General features: G+C 31.0%; 19 protein-coding genes. 9 read left to right on the top strand and 10 right to left on the bottom strand.

Going from position 1 to position 22,403, the window contains the following annotated elements:
- Window positions 1–31: 31 nt before the first annotated feature.
- Window positions 32–1,135: a DNA polymerase IV gene (gene dinB, locus ACQ65T_RS02875; RefSeq protein ID WP_430399593.1), complete on the top strand. Its 1,104-nt coding sequence runs from the start codon at window positions 32–34 to the stop codon at window positions 1,133–1,135.
- A 46-nt stretch (window positions 1,136–1,181) separates the two neighbouring features.
- On the opposite strand, the gene ACQ65T_RS02870 is transcribed toward dinB, so the two are convergent.
- From ACQ65T_RS02870 to ACQ65T_RS02845, 6 genes are all read right to left on the bottom strand, one after another.
- A complete protein-coding gene (locus tag ACQ65T_RS02870) occupies window positions 1,182–1,940 on the bottom strand; it encodes a Bax inhibitor-1/YccA family protein (RefSeq protein ID WP_430399592.1) in 759 nt (252 codons plus the stop codon).
- Window positions 1,941–1,981: 41 nt separating this feature from the next.
- Window positions 1,982–3,406 (bottom strand): pyruvate kinase, encoded by a 1,425-nt coding sequence (pyk, locus tag ACQ65T_RS02865; RefSeq protein ID WP_430399591.1) that lies wholly within the window; start codon window positions 3,404–3,406, stop codon window positions 1,982–1,984.
- Window positions 3,407–3,416: 10 nt separating this feature from the next.
- The gene (locus tag ACQ65T_RS02860) at window positions 3,417–3,890 is read right to left on the bottom strand and encodes an IPExxxVDY family protein (protein ID WP_430399590.1); all 474 of its coding nucleotides are present in this window, start codon (window positions 3,888–3,890) and stop codon (window positions 3,417–3,419) included.
- A 57-nt stretch (window positions 3,891–3,947) separates the two neighbouring features.
- Entirely contained in the window at window positions 3,948–4,688 is a 741-nt protein-coding gene (gene rnc, locus ACQ65T_RS02855; protein ID WP_430399589.1) for a ribonuclease III, read from the bottom strand.
- Window positions 4,689–4,694: 6 nt separating this feature from the next.
- Window positions 4,695–5,948: a beta-ketoacyl-ACP synthase II gene (fabF, locus tag ACQ65T_RS02850; protein WP_430399588.1), complete on the bottom strand. Its 1,254-nt coding sequence runs from the start codon at window positions 5,946–5,948 to the stop codon at window positions 4,695–4,697.
- Window positions 5,949–6,145: 197 nt separating this feature from the next.
- A complete protein-coding gene (locus ACQ65T_RS02845) occupies window positions 6,146–6,382 on the bottom strand; it encodes an acyl carrier protein (protein WP_007137004.1) in 237 nt (78 codons plus the stop codon).
- Window positions 6,383–6,557: 175 nt separating this feature from the next.
- Between ACQ65T_RS02845 and ACQ65T_RS02840 the strand changes: the two genes are divergently transcribed.
- Together ACQ65T_RS02840 and rnhA are read left to right on the top strand one after the other, a co-directional pair.
- A complete protein-coding gene (locus ACQ65T_RS02840; protein WP_430399587.1) occupies window positions 6,558–7,124 on the top strand; it encodes a phosphoribosylglycinamide formyltransferase in 567 nt (188 codons plus the stop codon).
- A gap of 11 nt (window positions 7,125–7,135) precedes the next feature.
- Window positions 7,136–7,615: a ribonuclease HI gene (rnhA, locus tag ACQ65T_RS02835; protein ID WP_430399586.1), complete on the top strand. Its 480-nt coding sequence runs from the start codon at window positions 7,136–7,138 to the stop codon at window positions 7,613–7,615.
- Here the strand turns inward: rnhA and ACQ65T_RS02830 are convergent, their stop codons facing one another.
- Window positions 7,616–8,149 carry a hypothetical protein gene (locus tag ACQ65T_RS02830; RefSeq protein ID WP_430399585.1) on the bottom strand — a complete coding sequence of 178 codons (534 nt, stop codon included), beginning with the start codon at window positions 8,147–8,149 and terminating at the stop codon, window positions 7,616–7,618. It abuts the gene before it with no gap.
- 17 nt (window positions 8,150–8,166) lie between these two features.
- Complete coding sequence (locus tag ACQ65T_RS02825) at window positions 8,167–8,592, bottom strand: hypothetical protein (protein WP_430399584.1); 426 nt, start codon at window positions 8,590–8,592, stop codon at window positions 8,167–8,169.
- A 123-nt stretch (window positions 8,593–8,715) separates the two neighbouring features.
- Between ACQ65T_RS02825 and ACQ65T_RS02820 the strand changes: the two genes are divergently transcribed.
- Together ACQ65T_RS02820 and ACQ65T_RS02815 are read left to right on the top strand one after the other, a co-directional pair.
- Window positions 8,716–9,645, top strand: coding sequence for a PfkB family carbohydrate kinase (locus ACQ65T_RS02820; protein ID WP_430399583.1), 930 nt, complete (start codon window positions 8,716–8,718; stop codon window positions 9,643–9,645).
- A 79-nt stretch (window positions 9,646–9,724) separates the two neighbouring features.
- Window positions 9,725–11,623, top strand: a complete 1,899-nt coding sequence (locus ACQ65T_RS02815) for an amidophosphoribosyltransferase (RefSeq protein ID WP_430399582.1) — start codon at window positions 9,725–9,727, stop codon at window positions 11,621–11,623.
- A gap of 435 nt (window positions 11,624–12,058) precedes the next feature.
- On the opposite strand, the gene ACQ65T_RS02810 is transcribed toward ACQ65T_RS02815, so the two are convergent.
- A complete protein-coding gene (locus ACQ65T_RS02810) occupies window positions 12,059–12,664 on the bottom strand; it encodes a superoxide dismutase (RefSeq protein ID WP_430399581.1) in 606 nt (201 codons plus the stop codon).
- A 108-nt stretch (window positions 12,665–12,772) separates the two neighbouring features.
- Between ACQ65T_RS02810 and ACQ65T_RS02805 the strand changes: the two genes are divergently transcribed.
- The 4 genes from ACQ65T_RS02805 (at window position 12,773) to ACQ65T_RS02790 (ending at window position 21,569) form a co-directional block, all read left to right on the top strand.
- Window positions 12,773–15,961 (top strand): UvrD-helicase domain-containing protein, encoded by a 3,189-nt coding sequence (locus ACQ65T_RS02805; protein ID WP_430399580.1) that lies wholly within the window; start codon window positions 12,773–12,775, stop codon window positions 15,959–15,961.
- A 48-nt stretch (window positions 15,962–16,009) separates the two neighbouring features.
- On the top strand, window positions 16,010–17,206 hold the full coding sequence (gene kbl, locus ACQ65T_RS02800; RefSeq protein WP_430399579.1) for a glycine C-acetyltransferase: 1,197 nt from the start codon (window positions 16,010–16,012) through the stop codon (window positions 17,204–17,206).
- Between the two features lie 99 nt (window positions 17,207–17,305).
- Window positions 17,306–18,724: an OmpA family protein gene (locus ACQ65T_RS02795; RefSeq protein ID WP_430399578.1), complete on the top strand. Its 1,419-nt coding sequence runs from the start codon at window positions 17,306–17,308 to the stop codon at window positions 18,722–18,724.
- 64 nt (window positions 18,725–18,788) lie between these two features.
- A complete protein-coding gene (locus ACQ65T_RS02790; protein ID WP_430399577.1) occupies window positions 18,789–21,569 on the top strand; it encodes a PD-(D/E)XK nuclease family protein in 2,781 nt (926 codons plus the stop codon).
- On the opposite strand, the gene ACQ65T_RS02785 is transcribed toward ACQ65T_RS02790, so the two are convergent.
- Window positions 21,566–22,348 carry an alpha/beta fold hydrolase gene (locus ACQ65T_RS02785; RefSeq protein WP_430399576.1) on the bottom strand — a complete coding sequence of 261 codons (783 nt, stop codon included), beginning with the start codon at window positions 22,346–22,348 and terminating at the stop codon, window positions 21,566–21,568. The genes ACQ65T_RS02790 and ACQ65T_RS02785 overlap by 4 nt on opposite strands.
- Window positions 22,349–22,403: the final 55 nt, after the last annotated feature.

The following is a 22,403-nucleotide window of genomic DNA, read 5'->3' as shown; positions in this document are numbered from 1 at the left end:
ATAGTACTCAAAGATATTATAAATTTGTAAAATGGAAGAGATTGCTTTTAGAAAGATTATTCATGTTGATATGGATGCATTTTATGCATCTGTGGAACAAATGGATTTTCCAGAACTAAAAGGAAAACCATTAGCCGTGGGTGGAAATGAAACTAGAGGTGTTGTGAGTGCTGCAAGCTACGAAGCTCGTAAATTTGGAGTACGAAGTGCAATGAGCGGGATTCAAGCTAAACGTAATTGCCCAGATTTAATTTTTGTTCCTCCACGTTTTGATCGTTACAAAGAAATTTCAAAGAAAATAAGAAAGATTTTTTATGATTATACTGATTTGGTCGAACCACTTTCATTAGACGAAGCATATTTGGATGTTACGGTAAATAAAAAGAATAATCCAAGCGCTTCTTTAATTGCCGAAGAAATAAGAACCCGAATTTTTAATGAAGTTGGTTTGACTGCTTCAGCCGGAATTTCTGTCAATAAATTTGTAGCCAAAATTGCTTCTGATTATAATAAACCCAATGGGCAAAAAACTGTGAATCCTGATGAGGTTATAGATTTTTTGGAAAAACTAGATGTAAAGAAGTTTTACGGAGTAGGTAAAGTTACGGCTGAAAAAATGTATCAACTAGGCATTTTTACCGGATTGGATTTGAAACAAAAAACGTTAGAATATTTAGAAAAAAACTTTGGAAACAGCGGAAAACATTATTTCCAAATCGTAAGAGGAATTCACAATAGTGCCGTTAAGCCAAATAGAAAAATAAAATCTATAGGTGCAGAACGTACTTTTAATGAAAACTTATCTTCTGAGATTTATATGGAAGATCGATTATTCAATATCGCTTCAGAATTGGAACGAAGACTCCATAAAAGTAAAATTTCGGGAAAAACCATTACTTTAAAAATCAAATATTCCGATTTTAGTTTGCAAACCAGAAGTAAGACACTACAATATTTTATTGCAGATAAAGACTTGATTTTTGATGTTGCAAAAGATTTACTTTATCAGGAACGATTGAAAAATTCGGTTCGTCTTTTGGGAATTTCGGTTAATAATTTAAATAACGAAGAAAAGAAAGAAAAAGAAATGCCTAAAAGTATTTCGGTGCAACTAAAATTTGAGTTTAAAGAATAAAAAATCCCGCTAAAAACGGGATTTTGTATTGTATATTTAATTGAAATTAATCTCTACTTGAAAGTTTAGAAAGTAAACGTAAAAACTCAACATATAACCAAACCAATGTAATCATTAATCCCATTGCACTGAACCACTCCATATATTTTGGCATTTGTTTAGCCGCACCTTTTTCAATTTCGTCAAAATCTAAGAATAAATTTAAAGCTGCAATTACAATTACAAAAACACTAATTCCAATACTCATTAACGAGTTTCCATGATGTACTGGCTCGAAAGAAATGAAAAATGATAAAATCCAAGATAGTAAGTAATATGTTGCAATAGCTAACGTTGCTGCAATTACAATAGATTTAAAACGTTCTGTAACTTTTACAATTTGATATTTATACAAAGCAAAACAAACTATAAACGTTATAAAAGTACAACTTACCGCTTGAATAACAATTCCTGGGTAAGAAGCTTCAAAAAACGCTGAAATTCCACCAATAAATAAACCTTCAAACAATGCGTATCCTGGTGCAACCCAAGGAGATGTGTGAGGTTTAAATACTGCAACAAGTACTAAAATAAAACCAACAATTGCTCCTCCAATAGTAAGTACTAAAGGATTGTAGCCATTAAAAGCAAACCACCATGTTACACATGCGGCACCAAGTAACATAAACAATAACATGAAACTTTTGTTTATTGCACCACTAACAGTCATTGTTTCATGTTGTACAGCAATTGCTTCATCCGCATTTCTACTTGTGTTATTAAAAGTTTTGCTTCCTAAAAACGGGTTTTTCGATTCAAATTTCATATAAAAATTATAAATGTTTGTTGTTCAAAATTAAAAAAAAATTACTCAATTTCTGATACTCTTAAAGTGTTTACCATTCCTTTTTTAATAATTGGCATAGCTGCAAGATTAATAATCATATCTCCTTTTTCAACATGTCCACTTTCTTTACATATTAAATTAATATCTTCAATAGTATCATCAGTACTTACAAACTTGTCATAAAAAAACGCCTTTACACCCCAAAGTAAATTTAATTGTGTTAATATTCTACGGTTTGAAGTAAAAACTAAAATATGTGAATTTGGTCTCCATGCAGAAATTTGAAAAGCTGTATAGCCACTATTGGTTAATGTGGTAATTGCTTTTGCATTAATATCGTCGGCCATAATTGCCGCATGGTAACATATAGACTTCGTAACAAATCGATTGGTTCTAATGTAAGGAGCATTTAAAGGCACCTTTATTAAAGGTGAGTCTTCAACACTCCTAATAATTTTTGACATCGTTTCAATAACTTGTACAGGATAACTTCCTACAGAAGTTTCGCCAGAAAGCATTACTGCATCTGCACCATCCATAACTGAATTGGCAACATCATTTACCTCTGCCCTTGTAGGCGTTAAACTAGTAATCATTGTTTCCATCATTTGTGTGGCAACAATTACAGGAATTCGAGCTGTTTTTGCTCTATGAATAAGTTTCTTTTGAATTAATGGAACTTGTTCCGCTGGAATTTCAACTCCTAAATCTCCACGAGCTACCATTAAACCGTCACAAAAAGCAACAATTTTGTCAATATTTTCAACTGCTTCAGGTTTTTCAATTTTTGCAATAATCGGAATTTTATGATCTGAATGTTTTGCAATTAAATCTTGTAATTCTTCTAAATCATCTGGCGTTCTTACAAATGAAAGTGCAATCCAATCTACTTTGTTTTCAATTGCAAATAGTGCGTCTTTGATGTCTTTTTTTGTTAAAGCCGGTAAAGAAACTTTTGTATTAGGAAGGTTTACTCCTTTTTTAGACTTTAAAGGTCCGCCTTGAATTACAATTGCTTCAACTTCGGTTTTTTTATTTGTTTTTAGGACTTCAAATATTAATTTACCATCGTCTAAAAGAATCCTTTCACCTGCATTTACATCTTTTGGAAATTCTTTATAATTCATGTACACTTTTTCAGCAGTTCCTAAGATATCTTCTGCTGTTGTAAATGTAATTTTATCACCTTTGCTTACAATCACATCCTCTTTCATTACTCCAACTCGTAATTTGGGCCCTTGGAGATCTGCTAGTATTGATGTTGTATAGTTAAATTCAGCATTTAACTCACGAATTGTATTTATTCTAGCTGATACATCTTCATAGTCGGCGTGAGAAAAGTTTATTCTAAAAACATTTACTCCTGCATCAATCATTTCTTTAATAGTTTCTTTAGTGCTGCAAGCAGGACCCAAAGTTGCTACAATTTTTGTTTTTTTATTCATTTATATTTTATTAAAATATTAAATTATTTTTTGATTTTAAGTTGTCTTTGTCCAGTACATATGACATAGAAACTTGATTGATTAATTCTATTTTTTTTGTTACTTCTTTAATTTTGAAAAAAGAATCAACATTTTCAATCTTTAAGAAAAAATCTGCTTTTTTATATTCGGGCAATAAGTAAACATTAACCTCCATATTTTCAAATATTCCTGCTGATTTTTTATTAGTAGTATTTATAGTTGTCTTATTTTCTATTAAATTCCACTGAATGTCTTTTTTTTCATCGTCATAAAAATAATGATTAAAAGCACTTTTCCCTTCAGGAGTTTCTATTGCAACATTTAAATTATTTTTAGAAAGTTTAATTTCCAATTCTTTGTTTAAAAAATAAGCTAATCGATAATCCTCTATTGGCGTATGTATAGCAATTAATTCATAATCAATTGATAAAAAGTCAACTATTTGAAGTTTATGAATCGCCATTTATATTCATTGTTTTTGTAAATATACGATTTAAGAGGTCGGAATTAATGAAGAAAATTATTTTTTTGTAATAATTTCTTGTAAAGCAAAATAGGCTCTTTTTGCAGCTTTTTCTTCTGCTTTTTTCTTAGATGTTTCTCTTGCTTTTGCAATAGTTTTGTTGTCAATATCTAGTTTAACACCAAAAAAACGTTGTTCTTCTGTACCATTGTCTTCGAATATTTCAAAAACAAATTTCTTTTTTTCTTTTTGGCACCATTCAATAATTAAACTTTTATAACTAATAACTTTTCCTTCTAGTTTAGGAATGTCAACATAAGGTTGAATTACTTTTTTAAAAATAAATTTTTCACAATAAGAAAAACCTCTATCTAAATAAATGGCTCCAACTAAACCTTCAAAAATATTTCCATGTATATTGTCACTAAAGTGCTGAGGGTTAACTTTGCTGTCAACAAACTGAATTAGTTTTAAATCTCTGCCTAGTTCGTTTAAATGTTCTCTACTTACAATTTTAGAACGCATTTTGGTTAAATAACCTTCGTCTCCACTAGGAACTTCATTGTATAAGTGGGCTGCAATGACACTTCCAAGCATAGCATCTCCTAAAAACTCTAGTCTTTCATAGTTAAATGGATATCCGTTTTCGCCAATTTTGTTTGTTGAACGATGCGTAAATGCTTTCTGGTAATAAACCAAGTTAAGTGGTTTGAAACCTAAAATTTTGCTGATTTTATCAAAAAAAATCCCGTCTTCTTGAGAACGGGAGTTTTTCATTATTTTTTTTAAAAAACGCATTCGCTCTTATTCTTCTAATTTCTTAAATAACACACAAGCATTATGACCTCCAAAACCAAAAGTATTACTCATTGCAACTTTAATATCTCTTTTTTGAGCTTTGTTTAAAGTTAAATTTAATTCCGGATTAATATTTTCATCTACAACACTGTGGTTAATTGTTGGTGGAACAATTCCGTGTTTAATAGATAAAACAGATGCAATTGCTTCAATTCCACCAGCAGCACCTAAAAGATGTCCTGTCATTGATTTTGTTGAGTTAATGTTGATGTTTTTTGCATGGTCACCAAAAACAGCACTAATTGCTTTCAACTCTGCAACATCCCCTAACGGAGTAGATGTTCCATGAGTGTTGATGTGATCAACTTCTTCAGGTAGCATTCTTGCGTCCCTTAAAGTGTTGTTCATAACAGCAATTACACCAAGTCCTTCAGGATGTGGAGCAGTTAAGTGGTAAGCATCAGAAGACATTCCGCCTCCTCCAATTTCACAATATATTTTAGCACCACGTGCTTTTGCATGTTCATATTCTTCAAGTACTAGAGCTCCAGCTCCTTCTCCTAAAACGAAACCATCTCTGGTTGCATCGAATGGTCTAGAAGCAGTTTCAGGACTTTCATTTCTTGTAGATAAAGCATGCATAGAATTAAATCCGCCCATACCAGCAATAGTTACTGCTGCTTCTGAACCACCAGAAATGATGACATCACACATTCCTAAACGGATGTAGTTAAATGCATCTATCATAGCGTTTGCAGAAGAGGCACAAGCAGATACAGTCGTATAATTAGGTCCCATAAAACCATTTCGCATTGAAATGTGTGCAGGAGCAATATCAGCAATCATTTTTGGAATAAAGAAAGGGTTAAATTTTGGAGTACCATCGCCTTTAGCATAGTATAAAACTTCTTCTTGAAAAGTCTCTAATCCACCAATTCCTGCCCCCCAAATAACACCAACCCTATGTTTGTCTACGTTGTCAGCTGTAATACCGGCGTCTTTTATGGCTTCGTCACTTGCAACAACAGCATATTGTGCAAATTTATCCATTCTTCTTGCCTCTTTTCGGTCAATAAAATCTTCTATGTTAAAGTTTTTAACTTCACAAGCAAATTTTGTTTTGTGTTTTTCAGTATCATAGTAAGTTATAGGTGCAGCACCACTTTTACCATTAATTAAACCATCCCAATACTCTTGAATGTTATTTCCAATAGGGGTAAGGGCTCCAAGACCAGTTACAACAACACGCTTTAATTGCATATAATTAAATTTTGGTTATATAAAAAAACCCAAAGTACTTTTAATAATGTAACTAAAAGAAACAATGGGTATTACATAGTTTTTTATTTTAATGATTGTAATACAATCAATGTATTCTTCAAATCTAATAAAAGATTTTAAAATATCGAAGAAAAATAATAACACTCATGAGTTTGACCCATGAGTGTTTAAAAATATTATTTTTTAGCTTCTTCGATGTAAGAAATAGCTTGACCTACAGTAGCAATGTTTTCTGCTTGATCATCTGGGATTTGAATATCAAATTCTTTTTCAAATTCCATAATTAGCTCAACAGTGTCTAATGAATCAGCCCCTAAATCATTTGTGAAGCTTGCTTCTGTTACAACTTCGTTTTCGTCAACACCTAATTTGTCTACGATAATCGCTTTTACTCTTGATGCAATGTCTGACATAATCTTTTAATTTTAATTTAATTTGTTGGCAAAAATAAAAAACTTTATTTTAAAACAACAATTTTGTTTCTAAATGTGACCACGAATTTAAAAAAAATAATTCACAAAGACTTCTTTTTTCTATTTTTTACCAATTATTATTCTTTTTTTTGTGTAATTAAAAATTACAGGGTAAATGAAAAAAATAGTGCTATTCGCTTCTGGCAATGGTTCCAATGCCGAAAAAATCATATTACATTTCAAAAAAACAACTCTTGCAAACGTAGTCACTATCTTTACAAACAATCCTGATGCCAAAGTGCTTAAAAAAGCAAAAAAGCATCAAATAGATGCTGTTATTTTTAAAAAAAATGACCTAAATGATGGTTTTGTACTTCAAAGACTTCATGAAATTAAACCAGATTTGATTGTATTAGCCGGATTTTTATTAAAATTTCCAGAATCTATAATAAATCAGTTTCCCAATAAAGTTATAAATATACATCCTGCACTTTTACCTAAATATGGAGGAAAAGGAATGTATGGAATGAATGTGCATAAAGCGGTTTTAGATAATAAAGAAAAAGAAACTGGAATCACAATTCATTATGTAAACGAACATTATGACGAAGGAGAATACATTTCTCAGCATAAAGTTTCTATAGACGATTGTGTTTCTGCTGAAGAAATTGCAAATAAAGTACATCAATTAGAGCATGAATATTTTCCGACTATTATTGAACAACTAATCACTAATCACTAATCACTATTTACTTGAGTCACGAAGTTCACATATATACAGATGGTGCTGCCAAGGGAAATCCTGGTCCAGCTGGTTATGGCGTGGTTATGGAAATGGTAGGAACTCCTTATAAAAAAGAATTTTATGAAGGTTTTCGAAAATCCACCAATAATAGAATGGAGTTGTTGGCTGTTATTGTGGGCTTAGAAAAGCTGAAAAACTTAAAGACTAAAGTTTTAGTAGTTTCTGATTCTAAATATGTGGTTGATGCTGTTGAAAAACGTTGGGTTTTTCAATGGGAAAAGAAAAATTTTGCAGGGAAAAAGAACCCCGATTTATGGATGCGCTTTCTAAAAGCATACCGAAACCATAAAGTAGATTTTCAATGGGTAAAAGGACATAACAATCATCCTCAAAACGAACGTTGTGATGAATTGGCAGTTATGGCTTCGCAACAAGAAAAACTTTCGGTTGATGTTTTTTATGAAAGAGAAGAGGAGAAGTTGTTGTAGCTAATTAACCTTTTTCAAGTTACACTTAATTACTTTCAAGTTTGGATTTACTAAATAAAGTTCGTTAGTTACTAAGTTAACACTATCAATAGCATACTGATAACTTATTGAATCATCTAGAATTATATTTTTATCATAAGTTTTTATAAGTTGAGTTTTGTTTAGTGTAAACTGAGTTTTTTTAAGTGAAATAAAAGATTTGTCAAAAGTTTTTAAATCTAAAACGTAAAGTGAATCTTTTGGGATAATAGTGGGGCTAGACCAAATATTTGGCTTTTTGTTTATAGATGTTAATAAATACCTATTGTCAAAAATCTCATAATGATAATAATAGTTTTTGTTTTCAGTTTGAATTAACGAATCTTTAAAGTAAAGTTCATCAATTTCTTTTCTTAAATTATGTTTTTGATATATAGTGGAAATATATCCCTCTTTATTAAAAAACCATTTGATGCTTTTTTCTTGATTTTGAATAACCTCAGAAGAGCTACATGAAATTAAAAAAAATAAAATAAAAATAGTTTTTTTATACATAACAAGTTTTTTGGTTCTTATTTTTTAAAATTACTTATTTTATATTTTATACCTTGAGGATTATCACTGTATTTAAAAACCACATAATTTGAGTTTTTCTCAATTAAAGAGAATTTGAATTTTCCATTTAATTTGGTTGAAAATAAAGTGTCAACGATTTTATTTTTGTCATCGCACTCTAAAATCACAACATAACTCTTTAATTCCCTTTCAGACCCACTTAGCATTTCCTTACTTTGAACAATTCCTTCAATGGTAATTTGGTTTTTCTTACAGAAGCAATTTTCAATATTTGGATTTATTTTTAATTCACCTATATTGACAGAAATATTTTCAAAAGCATTTAATTTTGGATTCCAGTTGACAAAAGAATAATATCCTTTATATTCACATTCACAGGTTTTTAGAGAAATTAAAACAAGTAGAAAGAATAATTTGTTCATATAGATATGAATTTTTAAATATTTCAAATTTAACAAAAAACTCTTTAAGAAACTTTTAAACCCATAAACTTTTAAACTTCTAAACTAAAACTTATCTTTGCCTCTTATTTCAAATTGAAGAGAATGAATAAATTATTGATAGTAGGAACAGTAGCTTTTGACGCTATTGAAACACCTTTCGGAAAAACAGATAAAATTTTAGGTGGTGCAGCAACTTATATTGGTTTAGCCTCTAACTTTTTTAATGTAGATGCAGCAATTGTTTCGGTAGTAGGTGAAGATTTTCCCCAAGAGTATTTAGATTTATTAACCAATAATGGTGTAAATATAGACGGAATTGAAGTGGTTAAAGGAGGTAAAACATTCTTTTGGAGTGGAAAATACCATAACGATTTAAATTCTCGTGATACTTTAGTTACTGAATTAAATGTATTAGCTGATTTTAACCCAGTTGTTCCTCAAGATTATAAAAATTCAGATGTTGTTTTATTAGGAAATTTACATCCTTTAGTACAATCTGGAGTCTTAGATCAAATGACAGAAAAACCTAAGTTAATTGTTTTAGATACAATGAACTTTTGGATGGATTGTGCATTACCAGAATTATTAGACGTTATTAAACGTGTAGATGTAATCACTATCAATGATGAAGAAGCGCGCCAGTTATCAGGAGAATATTCATTAGTAAAAGCGGCTCAAAAGATTCATACAATGGGTCCAAAATATGTAGTAATTAAAAAAGGAGAGCATGGAGCGTTATTGTTCCAAGATAAAGAAATTTTCTTTGCTCCGGCATTACCTTTAGAGGAAGTGTTTGATCCAACAGGAGCTGGTGATACATTTGCAGGTGGTTTCGCTGGTTATATTGCTCAAAGTGAAAATATTTCGTTTGATAATATGAAAAACGGAATCATTTACGGTTCAAACTTAGCTTCATTTTGTGTAGAGAAATTTGGAACTGAGCGTATGCAAAAATTAGACAAAGAAGAAGTTAATGCTCGTTTAAAACAATTTAAAGCATTAACACAATTTGAAATTGAATTAGAAGAATAAAAATGTGCCTCGAATTTTCGGGGCATTTTTTGTATACATTATAGTAAGCATTTAAACAACACACAACAACAACAACACAATGAGTGACGCTATTAAACATGAATGCGGAATTGCGCTATTAAGGTTAAAAAAACCATTAGAATTTTACAAAGAAAAATACGGTACAGCTTTTTACGGAGTTCAAAAAATGTATTTACTAATGGAAAAACAGCACAATCGTGGTCAAGATGGTGCAGGTTTAGCAAGTATAAAATTAGATGTTGCTCCAGGGCAACGTTATATAAGTCGTATTCGTTCTAACGATGCAAACCCTATTAAAGATGTTTTTGCACAGGTAAACGAACGAATTAATCACGAACTTTTAGAACATCCAGAATATCAAAATAACGTTCAATTACAAAAAGATAATATTCCTTATATAGGTGAATTGTTTTTAGGTCACGTGCGTTATGGAACTTTTGGAAAAAACAGCATCGAAAGTGTGCATCCGTTTTTACGTCAAAATAACTGGATGCACCGTAACCTTATTGTAGCTGGGAATTTTAACATGACAAATGTCAAAGAGCTTTTTGATAGTCTGGTTGAATTAGGTCAACATCCAAAACAATTAGCGGATACAGTTACTGTTATGGAAAAAATAGGTCATTTCTTAGATGATGAAGTTACCGAAATTTACAAACAAGCTAAATTAGATGGATATACAAAGCAAGAAGCTTCAAAAGTCATTGTAGATAAACTAAATATTCCTAGAATTTTAGAGCGCGCATCTCGTAATTGGGATGGAGGTTATGCTATGGCCGGATTATTAGGTCATGGAGATGCATTTGTAATGCGCGATCCAGCAGGGATTCGTCCGGCTTATTTTTATGAAGATGATGAAATTGTAGTTGTTGCTTCAGAAAGACCGGTTATTCAAACTGTATTTAATGTTCCTTTTGAAAAAGTACAAGAACTAGCGCCAGGAAATGCGATTGTAGTTAAAAAAGACGGCTCGGTTTCTCTTAATGAAGTAAGGACACCATTAGTTAAAAAAGCATGTTCGTTTGAACGTATATATTTTTCTCGTGGAAGTGATGCAGAAATTCACCAAGAACGTAAAAAATTAGGGAGACTAATTTTCCCAGCCATTTTAAAGTCAATTAATAGCGATACTGATAATACCGTTTTTTCATACATTCCAAACACTGCCGAAACTTCTTTTTACGGAATGACTGAGGCAGCTCAAGATTTTTTAAATCAGAGAAAAACGGCCGAAATTTTAAAAAATAGAGATACGCTTTCAGAAGAAAAGTTAGAGGAAATTTTAGCAGTAAAAATTCGAACTGAGAAAGTAGCTATTAAAGATGCAAAATTAAGAACTTTTATTACTGAAGACAGTAGTAGAGACGATTTAGTTGCCCATGTGTACGATGTTACTTATGGTGTGGTTAAGCCTACGGATAATTTAGTTATTATTGACGATAGTATAGTAAGAGGAACAACGCTGAAGCAAAGTATCATTAAAATGATGGACAGGCTTAAGCCAAAGAAAATTGTTGTTGTTTCATCTGCACCGCAAATTCGTTATCCGGATTGTTACGGTATTGATATGGCAAAACTAGAAGGTTTAGTGGCTTTTAGAGCTGCAATGGAATTATTAAAAGATAGAAACTTACTTCATATTGTTGAAGAGGTTTATAAAAAATCAAAAGTACAAGAAAATTTAAAAGATGCTGAGGTAGTAAATTTTGTAAAAGAAATTTATGCGCCATTTACAGATGAAGAAATTTCGGATAAAATTTCAGAAATGTTAACTCCAGAAAACACTCATGCAGAAGTTAAAATTATTTATCAAACAGTAGATGATCTACATATTGCATGTCCTAAAAATTTAGGAGATTGGTACTTTACAGGAGATTATCCTACAAATGGAGGAAACAGAGTAGTCAACAGAGCTTTCTTAAATTTTTACGAAGGAAACGATGCTCGAGCATACTAATTGTGTATTTTAACGATTTTATTATACGTTTAACAATTATTAATTGAATTAACATTAGTCTGTCATACTTTAGCCCTACCAGAAAATTAGTAGGTTAAGTTTTATGGTAGATTTGGGGCAAAAAGGTGAAAGCAATTTCACCTTTTTTTATGAAATTAAATTAATCAATTGTTAGTTTTTTTACTCTTAAATTAATCAAATCAAAGCCGTTTATCGGCTATTTCAACTCTTTGTCAATTATTTAGTGCTAAAAAATAAAATCATTTTACATTAGCTCTACCAGAAAAATTAGTAGGTTAAGTTTTATGGTAGATTTGGGGCAAAAAGGGTATGCAATGCATACCTTTTTTATTTTATACATATTCTGATTGAAAAGTAAAAGAAATAAAAAAAGGTTCGCAATTTGCGAACCTTTTATGTAATTATATTTAAAAATTATTTTGCAACAGCAAATCTTCTTGCTACTTCTGTCCAGTTAATTACATTAAAGAAAGCTTCAATGTAATCTGGTCTTCTGTTTTGATAGTTTAAATAATAAGCATGTTCCCAAACATCCATTCCTAAAATTGGAGTTCCACCACACCCTACGCCAGGCATTAAAGTGTTGTCTTGGTTTGGAGTTCCGCAAACTTCAAGTTTCCCTTCTTTTACACAAAGCCAAGCCCAACCTGACCCAAATTGAGTTGCACCAGCTTTAGCAAATGCAGCTTTAAAAGCATCAAAAGATCCAAAAGCATTGTCAATAGCATCAGCTAATTCGCCAGAAGGTAAACCTCCTCCATTTGGAGACATTACTGACCAAAATAAACTATGATTGTAAAAACCACCACCGTTATTTCTAACTGCAGCGTTACTCATATCAAGATTAAGTAAGATGTTTTCAATAGTTTTTCCTTCTAAATCTGTTCCTGCAATTGCAGTATTTAAGTTAGTTGTGTAACCATTATGATGTTTAGAATGGTGTATTTCCATTGTTCTAGCATCAATGTGAGGTTCAAGGGCGTCATACGCATATGGTAATTGGGGTAATTCGAAAGCCATAATTTTATAATTTTATATTAGTATTAATGATTTCAAAGTTATAAATTTAACTTTGGATTAAAAAATAGATTGTTCTTATACCACTATAATTAAGAAAAATATAACACATTGAATACACCCGCTTTTAGTTTATACGACGCTTCTGCTGGATCAGGTAAAACTTATACACTCACAAAAGAGTATCTAAAAATTTTATTTAACTCACCCACTAACGATGCATATAAGAAAATCTTAGCCATAACTTTTACAAATAAAGCTGTAGAGGAAATGAAATCTCGTATTATTGATAATCTTTATGATTTTTCAAAAGAGAATACTTCTGAAAAATCAATGCTGCTGCTAAAAGATATTGCTAAAGAAACGGGATTGTCAATAGCAACTATAAAAGAAAAGGCCAAAGCTATCATTAAAAACATTATTCATAATTATGCTGCTTTTGGAATTTCTACAATTGATAAATTTACACATAAAGTTATTCGTGCGTTTGCACAAGATTTAAACTTACCCGCCAATTTTGAGGTTTCTTTAGATACGGATGCGCTTTTACAAGAAGCGGTCGATTTAGTGATTTCTAAAGTTGGCGAAGAACAAATACTTACTGATTTATTAATTGAATTCACTAAAAACAAAACCGACGAAGATAAAAATTGGGATATTTCTAAAGAATTATTTGAGGTTTCTAAGTTGATTACCAATGAAAATAATGCAAATGAATTAACCCAATTTGAAGATAGGACTTTTGATGATTTTTCACAAATTAAGAAAGTTTTAAATGAAAGAATAGCTTTTTTTCAAGAACAAAATTCAGACTTTGCAAATCAATGTTTTCAAATCCTTTCAGATAATGGAATTGATTTAAAATCTTTTTCAAGAAGCACTTTTCCAAATCATATTACTAAAATTAAAGAAGGAAATTTAGAGAGTAAAGACTTTTCTAAATATGTTCATTTTGAAGATATTGCAATTAATAAAACCGCTAAAGATATTAGTGCTATTGAATCTGTAGCTGGAGATTTGCTTGGCTTCTTGCAAAAATGTTATTACAATTGTTCTAAAATATCATTTTATCAAGCGTTTTTACAAAACATAAATCCGCTTTCGTTATTAAATACCATTCATTTAGAATTTAAAAACATCCAAAAGGAGAAAAATATACTTTCTATATCTGATTTTAACAAAATTATTTTTAATGAAATTCAAGACCAACCAGCACCTTTTATATATGAGCGAATGGGTGAAAAATATCGACATTTTTTCATAGACGAATTTCAAGACACATCCATTATGCAATGGAAAAACTTAATTCCATTAATAGACAATGCGGTTTCGGGAGAAGAAAACGGAGTAAAAGGAACTTTAATGTTGGTTGGCGATCCAAAACAATCTATTTATCGATGGCGTGGAGGAAAAGCTGAACAATTTATTAAGTTAAGTAAGACTGATAACCCAAATGATTTAGACGAATATCCGTTTTCAAATAAGGAAAAAGAGGTTTTTAGATTAGGTACAAATTACAGAAGTTATTCGGAAGTTATTTCGTTTAACAATAATTTTTTCGCTCATTTATCCAATAAATTTTCAAATGAAGATTATGCTGATTTATATTTAAATCATAGTCATCAAGAAATAAATTCTAAAATAGGCGGCTACGTAAACCTCTCATTTATTGAAGTTCCAAAAGAAGATAATGAGGATTTTTCTGCTGAACTCGACGAAGACAACGTGTATTCAGCTAAAACTAAATATTATTTAAGTAAAACCTTAGAAACTATTTATAATGTTTTAGATAAAGGCTTTCAGTTTAGAGATATTGTTTTGCTTACGCGAAAAAAATCAGACGGAGTTGCTTTAGCAAACTTTTTAACCGAGAATCAAATTCCTATTTTGTCCTCGGAAACCTTATTGATTCAAAACGCGACTGAAGTTAAGTTGATTATAAGTTTGTTAAGGTATTTAAAAAGCAATAAAGATCAAGAATCGAAAGTTTATGTTTTGTATTACATTGCTAAGAATTTGCAAAACGATTATTCAACGCACGATTTTATTGCGTTAACCAAAGATTTATCGGAAATCGAATTAGAAGCATTTTTTAAAAAAATGAACATTTCTATTTCATTTCAAAATTGCAGAAAAAAATCTTTGTACGAAGCGGTTGAAATTATTGTGGATGTTTTTATTCAAGAAAAGACCAATACTTCTTATGTTCAGTATTTCTTGGATTTGGTTTTAGAGCGCGACAGTAAATTACAATCGAGTATTAGTGACTTTTTAGAATATTGGGAAAAAACAGGTTTTCAAAAAAGTATTCCTTCTCCTGAAGGAAATGATGCAATTCGAATAATGACCATTCATAAATCAAAAGGACTAGAGTTTCCTGTAGTCATTTATCCTTTTGCAGATGAAGATTTTAATAGAAAAATTAGAAATAAAATTTGGGTTGATTTTGACGAAGATGAAGAAATAGTTTTTCCAAAAGCATTGGTCAATTCTAAAAAAGAAGTCTTAGAATATGGAGAAAGGGCTAAAGAAATCTATGAAGTTAAAAGTCAAGAAGAAGTTCTAGACATTGTAAATGTATTATATGTTGCTTTAACTAGAGCGGAAGAGCAATTGTATGTAATTTCAAACCATTTGTTAAATAAAAACGGTTTACCAGATAATTTATCTTCTTATTTTATAGAATATTTGCAAAATATAGGAATATATGATGAAACAAAGTTGGAATATGAATTTGGAAATTCCACAAAATGTTCAAAAGAAATATATGAAGTTAAAGAACAAAAAACAATTTCATTAGTTAAGGAAAAACTCAATTCAAATAATATAAAAATTGCACAACGAGAAGCTTTAATGTGGAATACCGATCAGCAGCAAGCTATTGAATTTGGTAATATTTTGCATGAAATTATGTCATACATTATTGCAAAAGAAGATTCAGACTTTGCAATTCAAAAAGCAATTGAAAATGGATTGATTACAATTTCTCAGCAAGAACTTTTTCAAGATAAGGTAGAGCAAATTATGGCAGAGCCTAATTTGATTGAATTTTTTAACGGAAACGGAGTAGTATATAACGAAGAGACAATTTTGAAAAACGGATATCAAAATCTAAAACCAGATAGAGTAGTTGTTTTTAATAATCATGTTTATCTGTTGGATTATAAAACCGGTGAGAAGAACCAAAAACACCAAAATCAAATCAATGAATATGCTTTTGTGCTCCATGAAATGAATTATACAATTGCAAAAAAAGCATTAGTTTATATAGGAGAAAAAATAGAAGTTGTACTTTTGTAACTTCAGTAAATTTTAAAAAATAACGAATAACCAAATCAACATTTAAAAATGTACGGTAAAATACAACAACACTTAGAAAATGAATTAAACGCTATTCGTGAAAACGGATTGTTTAAAAAAGAACGAATTATTACAACGCCTCAAGGTGCTGAAATTAAAGTTTCCACAGGTGAAACAGTTTTAAATTTTTGTGCAAACAATTATTTAGGGCTTTCTTCACATCCTGAAGTAGTTCAAGCAGCAAAAGACGCTTTAGATTCTCATGGATTCGGAATGTCATCTGTACGTTTTATTTGTGGGACACAAGATATTCATAAAGAATTAGAACAAAAAATAGCGGAGTTCTATGGTACAGAAGATACTATTTTATATGCCGCTGCTTTTGACGCAAATGGAGGAGTTTTCGAACCTTTATTAGGAGAAGAAGATTGTATTATTTCTGATAGTTTAAATCATGCTTCTATTATTGACGGTGTGCGTTTGTGTAAAGCGGCTCGTTATCGTTACCAAAATAATGACATGGCTGACTTAGAAGCGCAACTTGTAGCTGCAACTGAAAAAGGTCATAGATTTAAGCTTATTGTTACTGATGGTGTTTTCTCAATGGATGGTTTAGTTGCTCCACTAGATAAAATTTGTGATTTAGCAGATAAATATGATGCTTTGGTTATGGTTGATGAATGTCACGCTGCAGGTTTTATTGGCGCAACAGGAAAAGGGACGTTAGAAGCTAAAAATGTAATGGGTCGTGTAGATATTATTACAGGAACATTAGGGAAAGCTCTTGGTGGTGCAATGGGTGGATATACAACTGCTAAAAAGGAAGTGATTGAAATTTTGCGTCAACGTTCACGTCCATATTTGTTTTCAAATTCATTAGCTCCATCTATAGTTGGTGCTTCTTTAAAGGTTTTTGAATTATTAAAAAAAGATACGTCTTTAAGAGATAAACTAGAATGGAATACTAATTACTTCAAAGAAGGAATGAAAAAAGCAGGCTTTGACATTATCGATGGAGATTCTGCAATCGTGCCTGTAATGCTTTACGATGCTAAATTAGCACAAAAAATGTCAGAAGAATTACTTAAAAAAGGGGTTTATGTTATTGGTTTTTTCTTTCCAGTTGTGCCAAAAGAAAAAGCGAGAATTAGAGTTCAGTTGTCGGCGGCTCATACTAAGGAGCACCTAGATAAAACAATAAATGCTTTTATTGAAGTAGGTAAAAACTTAAACATTATTAAATAATGGTATTTTAGTAGTACTTTTTTTAACAAAATTTTTTGTAATTAAAAAAAAATACTACTTTTGCTATAATTATAACGTATTGTAATTAAATTATAAAGTATGAAACATCTAAACAAATTATTTATTGCTGCATTAATGTTTGCTGGAGTAACTTCACAAGCACAAGACAGTAACAATCCATGGGCTATCTCTTTTGGAGCTAATGCGGTTGACACAAAAATAAGTATGTCAGGAAATGACAAACTTGTTTTTGAAGAGTTATTAAACGCTCAAGACAATTGGAATATGATTCCTTCTGTATCATCTTTAACTGTATCTAGATACGTTGGAGATAATTTCTCATTTGGTTTAACAGGTTCTGTTAACAAAATCAAAAGAATGGTTGTTTTAAACAGCGATGCAATGGGAACTTTATCAACTCATCAACACACTGTTACTAACCCAGGTGACTTAAGTTATTATGCTTTTGATGGAACTATTAAATATAGTTTTCAAGAAATGGTTAAATCTAAATGGATTGATCCTTCTGCTCATGTTGGTGGAGGTTATACTTTCTTCGGTGATGCTTCTGCAGGTACTGTAAATGGAGGTTTAGGATTAACTTTTTGGTTTACTGAGCACGTTGGTTTAAGTTTACAGTCTACTCTTAAATATTCATTTGATGATGAGAGAAGTCCAAATGTAGATGTTCCTACAGTTATGCAACACTTTGCGGGTCTTACTTTCAAATTTGGAGGTAAAGATACTGACGGAGATGGAATATATGACAAAGATGACGCATGTCCTGAAACACCAGGTTTAAAAGAATTTATGGGTTGTCCTGATACTGATGGAGATAAAATCGCTGATAAAGATGATTCTTGTCCTGAAACACCAGGTTTAGCTGAATTTAACGGATGTCCTGATACTGATGGTGATGGAATCGTTGATAACGAAGATGCTTGTCCTGAAGTAAAAGGAACAAAAATTATGAAAGGTTGTCCAGATGCTGACGGAGACGGAGTAGCTGATAAAGATGACAACTGTCCAGAAGTAAAAGGACCTGCTGCTAACGCTGGTTGTCCTTGGCCTGATACTGACGGAGACGGTGTTGTTGATAAAGATGACCAATGTCCAACTGTTGCTGGAACTGTGGCTAACAATGGATGTCCTGAAGTTTCTGACGAAGCTATGAATAAATTAAATAGTTATGCTAAAACAATCTTGTTTAACTCTGGAAAATCTTCTTTCCAAAAACAAACAATGCCAGTTTTACAAGCTATTACTGCAATCTTAAAAGAATATCCAAGTGCTAACTTCATGATTGAAGGTCACACGGATAGTCAAGGAGCAGATTCATTAAACCAAAAATTATCTGAAGATAGAGCTGCTGCTGTTAAATCTTACTTAGTTGAAAACGGAATTGATGCTGCTAGATTAACTTCAGCTGGTTTCGGAGAATCTAAACCAATTGATTCTAACAAAACTTCTAAAGGAAGAGCTAACAACAGAAGAGTTGAAGTGAAATTAGTAAAATAATTTCTTCCAAAATATAAAATGAGAAACGCCCTGATTATTCAGGGCGTTTTTTTATTTTTATAACATGAATGATATAACTTTTTTAGACAGGTTAGCAAATCAAATAATAATTGATTTCCAGCACAAATTAAATGATGTTCAAATTGTTTTACCAAACAAGAGGGCAAAAGTCTTTTTGTTACAAAGTCTAAAAAACAAATTAACTACAACTGTATTTGCGCCAAAAATCATAAGTATTGAAGATCTTGTTCAAGATATTTCAGGAATTCGTTCAATAGACTCTATTGAATTGTTATTTGAGTTTTACGATGTGTATTTACAAATAACTCCAAAAGATAAACAGCAAACATTTGAGCTTTTCTCTAATTGGGCAAAAACATTAATTCAAGATTTTAATGAAATTGACCGTTATTTAATTGAACCAAAAAAGGTTTTCTCTTATTTAAAAGAAATTGAAGCGCTTAAAAGATGGGACTTAAAGCCTTCTGATAAAACTTCTTTAATAGATAATCATTTAGAATTTTGGGACAAACTTCCGTTTTATTACGAAACATTTTATAAACACCTTTTAAATAAAAAATGCGGTTATCAAGGTTTAATTTATAGAGAAGCAGATAAAAAATGCAAATCATTTGCTGCAGAGCTTGGAAATAAAATCATTGTATTTGCTGGTTTCAACGCATTGAATCAAGCTGAAGAAAAAATAGTTCAACATTTATTGTATACAAATCAAGCAAAAATTTATTGGGACATTGATGATGTATTTTTAAAAGATTCTTTTCATGATTCAGGCTTGTTTATTAGAAGGTTTAAACAAGACTGGAAAAACTATTCATCACAACCTTTTGAATGGATAACAAATTGTTTCCAAGAAGAAAAAAAAATTAAAATCATTGGAACTCCAAAATCTGTTGGACAAGCAAAAATTGCTGGTAATATCGTAGAGGAGTTAACTAATTATGGTGCAAATATCAATAAAACTGCTTTGGTTTTAGGTGATGAAAATTTATTAATTCCTATTCTTTACGGATTGCCAAATACAATTGAGAGTTTGAATATTACTATGGGATATTCGGGGAAGAATAATCCTGCTCAAATCCTAATTACTAAATTATTTAAACTACATACAAATGCAATAAACAGAAACGAAAAATCTTACACGCTTTACTATAAAGATGTTTTAGAAGTTTTAAATCATCCGTTGGTTGAATCTTATCTTAAGGTTTCAAAACTTATTTCAGTTATAAATGATAATAACTTCACGTTCTTTTCTCACGACACGTTAATAAGACTTTATAATGAGAAATATCCCAATTCAAATAATGCTTTTTTTGACTTATTGTTTAATAAGTGGAATTCAAATTGTGATGAAGTTTTAAAAACACTATCACTAATTTTACTTCAAATAAAAGAGCATTTAAGTAATGATGTAGAAGAAGAAAAAGTGTCTAAAACATTCGTTTATGCGATTTATAAAGTCATTAATAAGTTAATCAGTTATCAAGAAAAATACGGTAAAATTGATTCAATTGAAACTTTACAAATTATTTACAAACAAATCTTGGATTTAGCCGAAGTTTCTTTTGAAGGAGAACCTTTGTCTGGTTTACAAATTATGGGTGTTTTAGAAAGTAGGGTTTTAGATTTTGAAAATGTAATAATTACTTCGGTTAATGAAGGAAAATTTCCATCGGGTAAATCACAAAATTCATTTATACCTTTTGATGTTAAAAGAGAATTAGGTTTGCCAACTTATAAAGAGAAAGATGCAATTTATAGCTACCATTTTTATCATTTACTAATGCGTGCGAAGAATATCTATTTGCTGTACAATACAGATAGCGAAGGAATAGATGCCGGTGAAAAAAGCCGATTCTTAACCCAATTAGAAATTGAGAAGCAACCTAAACATTCATTAACTCACGAAATTTATAATGCCGTTTTGCCAAAATCAGCTTATGAAGTAATGGAAATTGAAAAAACGGAGAAAGTTCTTGAACGCTTAAAAGAAATCGCAACAGATAAAGGCTTTTCTCCTTCTTCACTCACGAGTTATATTCGTAATCCAATGCAATTTTATTTTCAAAGAGTCTTGAGAATTAGAGAAGTAGAAGAAGTAGAAGAAAGTGTTGCGGTAAACACATTAGGAACAATCATTCACGAAGCACTTGAGGAGCTTTACAAGCCTTTTATTGGGGTTTATTTAGCCCAACACCATATTGAAGAAATGTTGTCTAAAATTGAAGAAGTAACATTAAAACAATTTAAGATAGTTTATAAAGAAGGTGAAATTAAAAAAGGTAAAAACTTATTGGCTTTTGAAGTAGCTAAACGGAATATTTATAATTTTCTAATGACTGAAAAAAGTGCTGTTAAAAATAATGAAGCCATAAAAGTAATTTGCCTAGAAGCTTCCTTAGAAGTTATTATTGAGCATGAAGATTTGCCTTATCCTGTAAAAATTGCTGGAAAGGTTGACCGAATTGAAGAACGAAATGGAAGTATTCGAATTATTGATTATAAGTCTGGAAAAGTAGAACAAAGAAATTTACGTGTTAATGATTTTGACGGTTTAACAGCTAATCTTAAAAATGAAAAAGTAATTCAGTTGCTTTGTTATGCCATGATGTTTCAAAATAGTGAAATGTTCCAAAATCAAGATATTCAAGCCGGAATTATTTCGTTTAAAAATATGAAAGAAGGTTTCATGCCTTTTGGTTTAGGAAAAGGAAAAAATGCAATAGCTGAAATCAATATGGAAACCATTGAGTCATTTAAAATAGAATTAGTACATTTAATACTAGAAATTTTAAATGAAGAAATTCCGTTTAAAGAAACGCTTTAAATCTTCTTCAAAAAGCGTAATAAAACAGCAGTCAATTCGTCTCTATTTTCAATATGACTCATGTGCCCATCATTGAAAGTAACGAATTCCACATCTGAGTTTTCAACTTGGTCTTTTGTTTCTTCGAAATTTAAAACAGGATCTTTCTTGCCTAAAATTAACATTTTTGGATAGGGAGTTAAATGTAATAAAACTTCTCTGTCGTTACGAATTTTCATACCTTCTTGCGCCGCAACAATTCCTTGTAAAGGTGTCTTTAAAGCTTCGTTTTTTACGGCTTCTATTTCATCGACTAATTTATCTCTATTTTCTTCGCTGAACAAATTAGCAATTGCCATACGAATTGCGGTAATGTAACTTTTCTTAACGGCTAAAATTGCTCTGTCTCTGTTTAGTTTTCGCTCTTCACTATCTGCTCTTGCGGTTGAGTTTAAAAGAACTAAGCCTTTCATCATATCAGGATATAACTCGGCGAAAGCCAAAGCCACATAACCACCCATAGAATGCCCAACCAAAACTACTTTGCGCAATTTTAATTCGTGTAACACATGATGTACAGTATCTGCCATGTCTTCCATAGTGTGCACATAACCCAAGCAATCTGTTGAACCATGACCCAATAAATCCACACAAATAACACGATGTTTTTTAGTTAATTCTTCTACGTGCGCGTTCCACATGGTAGAATTTTCTAAAAAACCATGCAAAAGCACGATTGCAGTTCCTTTTCCAGTATCGGAATAAGCTATTTTGGTGTTTTTATGAAAAGTATGTTTCAATGGCTTGTTGATAAGTTGGTGGAGCAAAAGTAAGATTAAAAAAAACGACCCACAA

The sequence above is a fragment of the Flavobacterium sp. genome (assembly GCF_965284515.1).
Taxonomy (GTDB): Bacteria; Bacteroidota; Bacteroidia; order Flavobacteriales; family Flavobacteriaceae; genus Flavobacterium.
The sequence above is the reverse complement of the archived record's forward strand: the minus strand, read 5'-3'. Positions and strand labels throughout refer to the sequence as shown.

Excerpts from the sequence above, each read along its gene's own strand:
- ACQ65T_RS02860 (WP_430399590.1), bottom strand. The coding sequence starts at position 3,890 with ATGGCGATTCATAAACTTCAAATAGTTGACTTTTTATCAATTGATTAT.
- ACQ65T_RS02790 (WP_430399577.1), top strand. The coding sequence starts at position 18,789 with ATGAATGATATAACTTTTTTAGACAGGTTAGCAAATCAAATAATAATT.
- dinB (WP_430399593.1), top strand. The coding sequence starts at position 32 with ATGGAAGAGATTGCTTTTAGAAAGATTATTCATGTTGATATGGATGCA.
- pyk (WP_430399591.1), bottom strand. The coding sequence starts at position 3,406 with ATGAATAAAAAAACAAAAATTGTAGCAACTTTGGGTCCTGCTTGCAGC.
- ACQ65T_RS02840 (WP_430399587.1), top strand. The coding sequence starts at position 6,558 with ATGAAAAAAATAGTGCTATTCGCTTCTGGCAATGGTTCCAATGCCGAA.
- kbl (WP_430399579.1), top strand. The coding sequence starts at position 16,010 with ATGTACGGTAAAATACAACAACACTTAGAAAATGAATTAAACGCTATT.
- ACQ65T_RS02830 (WP_430399585.1), bottom strand. The coding sequence starts at position 8,149 with ATGTATAAAAAAACTATTTTTATTTTATTTTTTTTAATTTCATGTAGC.
- ACQ65T_RS02825 (WP_430399584.1), bottom strand. The coding sequence starts at position 8,592 with ATGAACAAATTATTCTTTCTACTTGTTTTAATTTCTCTAAAAACCTGT.
- ACQ65T_RS02810 (WP_430399581.1), bottom strand. The coding sequence starts at position 12,664 with ATGGCTTTCGAATTACCCCAATTACCATATGCGTATGACGCCCTTGAA.
- ACQ65T_RS02820 (WP_430399583.1), top strand. The coding sequence starts at position 8,716 with ATGAATAAATTATTGATAGTAGGAACAGTAGCTTTTGACGCTATTGAA.
- ACQ65T_RS02815 (WP_430399582.1), top strand. The coding sequence starts at position 9,725 with ATGAGTGACGCTATTAAACATGAATGCGGAATTGCGCTATTAAGGTTA.
- ACQ65T_RS02845 (WP_007137004.1), bottom strand. The coding sequence starts at position 6,382 with ATGTCAGACATTGCATCAAGAGTAAAAGCGATTATCGTAGACAAATTA.
- rnc (WP_430399589.1), bottom strand. The coding sequence starts at position 4,688 with ATGCGTTTTTTAAAAAAAATAATGAAAAACTCCCGTTCTCAAGAAGAC.
- ACQ65T_RS02795 (WP_430399578.1), top strand. The coding sequence starts at position 17,306 with ATGAAACATCTAAACAAATTATTTATTGCTGCATTAATGTTTGCTGGA.
- ACQ65T_RS02870 (WP_430399592.1), bottom strand. The coding sequence starts at position 1,940 with ATGAAATTTGAATCGAAAAACCCGTTTTTAGGAAGCAAAACTTTTAAT.
- fabF (WP_430399588.1), bottom strand. The coding sequence starts at position 5,948 with ATGCAATTAAAGCGTGTTGTTGTAACTGGTCTTGGAGCCCTTACCCCT.